Origin of the sequence: Lysobacter sp. 22409 (assembly GCF_052045105.1) — a bacterium.
In the GTDB taxonomy this organism is placed as follows: Bacteria; Pseudomonadota; Gammaproteobacteria; order Xanthomonadales; family Xanthomonadaceae; genus Lysobacter; species Lysobacter antibioticus_B.
This window is the reverse complement of sequence record NZ_JBQEOE010000096.1, coordinates 1-4,636: the sequence shown is the minus strand read 5'-3', so window position 1 is coordinate 4,636 and position 4,636 is coordinate 1. Positions and strand designations below refer to the sequence as shown.

The 4,636-nt window shown below is 65.8% G+C and carries 4 protein-coding genes; 2 read left to right on the top strand and 2 right to left on the bottom strand.

Annotated elements, in window-relative coordinates; translation table 11 throughout:
• Positions 1 to 510: 510 nt before the first annotated feature.
• Together ACTJJK_RS23045 and ACTJJK_RS23040 are read right to left on the bottom strand one after the other, a co-directional pair.
• Positions 511 to 1,746 (bottom strand): DUF418 domain-containing protein, encoded by a 1,236-nt coding sequence (locus tag ACTJJK_RS23045; protein WP_031374223.1) that lies wholly within the window; start codon positions 1,744 to 1,746, stop codon positions 511 to 513.
• Between the two features lie 180 nt (positions 1,747 to 1,926).
• Positions 1,927 to 2,406 carry an FKBP-type peptidyl-prolyl cis-trans isomerase gene (locus ACTJJK_RS23040; RefSeq protein ID WP_031374224.1) on the bottom strand — a complete coding sequence of 160 codons (480 nt, stop codon included), beginning with the start codon at positions 2,404 to 2,406 and terminating at the stop codon, positions 1,927 to 1,929.
• A 182-nt stretch (positions 2,407 to 2,588) separates the two neighbouring features.
• On the opposite strand from ACTJJK_RS23040, the gene ACTJJK_RS23035 reads away from it, so the two are divergent.
• A complete protein-coding gene (locus ACTJJK_RS23035; protein ID WP_031374225.1) occupies positions 2,589 to 3,113 on the top strand; it encodes a C40 family peptidase in 525 nt (174 codons plus the stop codon).
• Between the two features lie 182 nt (positions 3,114 to 3,295).
• A complete protein-coding gene (locus ACTJJK_RS23030; RefSeq protein ID WP_051885445.1) occupies positions 3,296 to 4,009 on the top strand; it encodes a C40 family peptidase in 714 nt (237 codons plus the stop codon).
• The last annotated feature ends 627 nt before the right edge of the window (positions 4,010 to 4,636 follow it).

Genomic DNA, 4,636 nt, shown 5'->3' with positions numbered 1-4,636 from the left:
CCGCTCCTACCCCTAAAAGCCGAGCCGTTGCAGTTGCAGTTGCAGTTGCAGTTGTAGTTGCAGTGAAGAGCTTGGCGTAGTGCCGAATTCGCGAGAGCCCCCGGAGACCCGGAGGGCGGCGCACAGGAGGTGCGCCGTTTTCCGATAAGACAGGGACGTCTTATCGGAAAATCCCGGCGCGAGCTGCGTGCTCGCAGGGGAGCTTCGTCAAGGAAAGCCCTTTTCTTTGGTTACCTTTCTTTTGGGCTTAGCAAAAGAAAGTAACCCGGCCGCGTTAGCGGACGGAAGCTTTAGATGTTGACGTTGCTTCATCGCTCTGCAGCAAGGTACGCAACAACTGCGAGCTGCGCGGTCGCGACTTGCGTCACTCCTACTCTTGAGGCAGCGACCACTACGCCTCAACCTCGCGCCGCTTCCGGCTGGAGTCCAGGATAGGAGCAACGCAAGCGGCAACCGCAGTACTTCAATCTTGCGACGCACCGATCCCGCAAGATCAAACTCAAACGCGCGTTACGACGTCCGAATCCGCATCGGCTGCCAACGCCAATAGGTGAAAACGCGCCACAGCCATTCGACCGGGCCGAAACGGTAATGCCGCAGCCACGCCGCACTGAGCATCATCTGCAATGCGAACACGACGAAGGCCGCGGCGATCAGCGCCGCCAGCGGTACCTGCCCCCACAACCCAAAGCCATAGCCGTAGAACGCCAAGGTGCCGATCAGCGATTGGGCGAGGTAGTTGCTCAAGGCCATGCGCCCGGCCGGCGCGAAGCGCAGCGGCCAGCGCGCGCCGCCGTGCACCACCAACACGACCCAGGCGATCAGGGCCAGGGCCAGCGGCAAGGCGCCGAGCATGTGCAAGGTGCTCGCCGCGACCGCGGCGGCGCTGACCGGGGTGAACGTGGGCGAGCTGTCGATGAGCAAGCTCAAACCGGTGATGGCCACGCCGGCCGGCAAGCCGTAAGCCATCATCGACTTCAGACGGTGACGATGCGCGCCCGGATCGGCGAGCGCTCCGCTGCGCACGAACCAGGCGCCGATCAGGAACAGGCCCAGCACCATCGGCACCATGCTGAACCAGCCCGACATGGCTCCGTCGACGAAGAAGGCCAGGCGCTGCGCCGTCGCTTGCGCGTAATCGCCGTGCGCATAGGCAGCGATTTCGGCGGCGCGCGCGGCACGGTCGGCGGCCATATCGGCGGGCGTCGACTGCGCCACGCCGGGGATCGCCAGCAGCGCGGCGATCATCAGGAAGAAACCGAGCACGCTCAGGTACAGGCTCAGACCGATCCGCCACAAGGCGCCCGGCGACAGCGAACGCATCGCGAACAGCGCGAATGCCGCCAGCGCGTAGGTGACCAGGATGTCGCCGGCCCAGATCAGCCAGGCATGGATCAGGCCGACGATCAACAGACCGACGCTGCGGCGCAGGTACAGCGGGCGGAAATCGCGCCCGGCCAGGCGCGAGCGTTCGGACATGACCGCGAAGCCCATCCCGAACAGCAGCGAGAACAAGGTCCAGAACTTGCTGCGTATCAGCACGTAGACGAAGGCCGAAGCAGCGTGATCGAGCCCCCGCAGGTGCGTATCGATGCCGTCGGAAATATCCGCCAGCGGCCGGGTGAACATCTCGGCGTTGCTGAGGAAGATCCCGAGCAGGGCCAGACCGCGCAGCGCGTCGAGTGCGGGCAGGCGTTCGTGGACGGGAATGGGGGCCAAGCCGGAGGCCGCGGCGCTTGCGCTCATGCTCTCGCTGTCGTCGGTAGGGGCCGTGGCGCTACGGCGCTTGCGGCGGAGTGGCCTGCAACCGGACCCGCCACTGCCGCGATTCTACGGCCGCCTGCCGGATCGCGACCGCATCCTGCGGCGGCCCAAAAAGAAACGGCCCGCGCAGGCGGGCCGTCGCTCATCGAAGGGGCGCCGCGCTCAGTGCGCGTGGCCGCCGTCGCCGTGCACGTGGCCGTGCTCGATCTCTTCCTTGCTGGCTTCGCGCACTTCGACGATCTCGATGGCGAAGTGCAGGTCCTTGCCGGCCATCGGGTGGTTCAGGTCGACATCGACCACGCTCATGCCGACCTTGAGGATCGTCACCGCGCGCGGGCCGAAGCTGGTCGGCAGCACGGCCTGCATGCCCGGGAACAGCTTGGCGTCCTTGAAGTACTTCTTCGGCACGCGCTGGGTCAGGCCTTCCTGATGCGCGCCGTAGGCTTCGGCGGCGACCACGTCGACTTCGAACTTGTCGCCGGCTTCGCGGCCGTCCATCGCCTTTTCCAGGCCCGGGATGATGTTGTTGTGGCCGATCAGGATCGCCAGCGCGTCGCGGCCTTCCGAGGTCTCGAGCGGCTCGCTGCCCTGCTCGGAGACGGTGTAGTGGAAACGGACGACGCGATCTTTCTCGATTTTCATTGCAGGACCCGACTGGAGACCGCCATCGGGCGATCAGGAAAGGAAACGGCGGCTCGTCTTTGAGCGGGCCGCCACAAAACGACAGGTGGACTGTCTTGTCGTCTCGGCGCTTAGCCGCCAAGCTATCGGCCGTGACGAAGGCCGCGCATTATCCCGGCAACACCGCTCCCGCGCCAGCGCGGGTGCGCAAGCCGTGGCCGGCGCTCGCCGTGGCAGTGGCCCTGTGCGCCCTGCTCAGCGCCTGCGGCGGCGGTCGCGAGGTCGTCCGCCGCCCGCCCCCGCCCAAGCCCGTCCGCGAATGGCCCCGGACCGAGCCGGAGAACCCCGGCGCCGCCAATGCCGTCCTGATGCGGGCGATCAGCCTGGTCGGCACGCCTTATCGCTATGGCGGCAACACCCCCGACAGCGGCTTCGACTGCAGCGGCCTGGTCAACTACGTCTATCGGGACATGCTGGCCTTGAGCCTGCCTCGGACCTCGCGCGACCTGGCGTCCTACCAGGGGCCCAGGATCGAGCCGATGCGCCTGGCGGCCGGCGACCTGGTCTTCTTCGGCAGCAAGGGCAACGTCTCCCACGTCGGCATCTACGTCGGCGAGGGCCGCTTCGTGCACGCCCCGAGCACCGGCGGCACGGTCCGCCTGGATCACCTCGACGGCCCTTACTGGGTCAGCCATTACAGCGGCGCGAAGCGGGTTCTCAGGAAGTAACAAGACTTTCATGAATGCGCGATTGGGCATTGCGCTGATGAAAATTGTGAATCAAATCACAGCCTTGTTAACGACCTGCTAACGAAATTTGAACCTATGTCTCCCACATGACGGGCATCATCCCCCATCGGTGACGACTTCGTGATTAATACGTGACGACCCAATTGACTCGCCACGGCCGCCTGGCTGCCACCCCCCAAGCACCTTGCGCCACCGCTCGCACGACTACCGTCGTCCGGGCCAGCCAACGAATCCTGCTGACCGCCGCACTCGCGGTCTGCGCCCTGCCCGCCTTCGCCCAGCAGTCCTCTGCGCTGGGTTCCAGCCTCGGCAGTTCCCTCCCGGGCGGCACCTCGCTGCGCAACGACTCGGCCGACGCGCCGGAGCCGACCGCCAGCAACATGCTGCCGGAGGCCATGACCCTGTCCGATCGCGCCCTGCTCCTGGCGACCGACCTGAACCGCCTGCTGGGCCCGAACGTGAATCTCGGCAAGGCCGACATCCCGGTCGCCGAGCAGAGCCGCATCAAGAGCATGCTGCAGCGCGCCCTGGGCCTGCTGGGCACCCCCTACCGTTGGGGCGGCAGCTCCCCGGATCAGGGCTTCGACTGCAGCGGCCTGGTCGGCTACGTGTTCCGCAACGCCCTGGGCATCGAACTGCCGCGCGTCTCGCGCGAGATGGCCAAGACCGGCGCGGTGATCGACCGCGATGCGATGACCGAAGGCGACCTGGTCTTCTTCGGCCGCCGCGGCCGCGTCGACCACGTCGGCATCTATCTCGGCGAGGGCCGCTTCGTGCACGCCCCGCGCACCGGCAAGGACGTGACCGTCTCCAGCCTGGACACCGGTTACTGGAGCGGCAAGTTCATGGAAGCCCGTCGCGTCGACGGCATCTGAGCGCCCGCTTCCCGATCGAGATTCGCAGGCCGCCTTCGGGCGGCCTGTTTCGTTGTGGAGTGGCGAATCCCTTTTGGGCTGCAACACCGTCCCTGTAGGAGCGGCGTGAGCCGCGACCGCGGGACGCGCAGAGTCCGCAACGCCGAAGTCGTTCGCCGAAGCGGCGTGCTGACGCAGGGTAGGAGCGGCGCGAGCCGCGACCACAGGACGCGCAGAGTTCGCAACGCCTCCGTCGTTGATAGGAGGCGTGAGCTGTCGCGAGGGTAGGAGCGGCGCGAGCCGCGACCGCGTTGTGGCGGTATTGCGGCGCCTGGCTCAAGCAAGCTCTAGATCTAGATCTAGATCTAGATCAAACGCCAAAAGCTTCCGCCACTAAAGCGGCGGGTTACTTTCTTTTGTCATAAGCAACAAAAGAAAGGTAACCAAAGAAAAATGCTTTTCTTTGGGTCAAGGGCCCGCACGAGCGTCGCCTCCGCAGGGATTTTTCATACGGGACATCCCTGTCCCGATGAAAAACGGCGCGCATCCCTGCGCGCCGCCCTCCGGGTCTTCGATGGCCTTCGCGAGTTTGAGATGGCGCACAGCAACAGCAATCCTGCAGCTACGACGGCTCAAAGGGTAGGAGCG

What these genes read in the sequence shown, in the direction of transcription:
- ACTJJK_RS23045 (WP_031374223.1), bottom strand. Translation starts at nt 1,746, where the DNA reads ATGAGCGCAAGCGCCGCGGCCTCCGGCTTGGCCCCCATTCCCGTCCAC.
- ACTJJK_RS23040 (WP_031374224.1), bottom strand. Translation starts at nt 2,406, where the DNA reads ATGAAAATCGAGAAAGATCGCGTCGTCCGTTTCCACTACACCGTCTCC.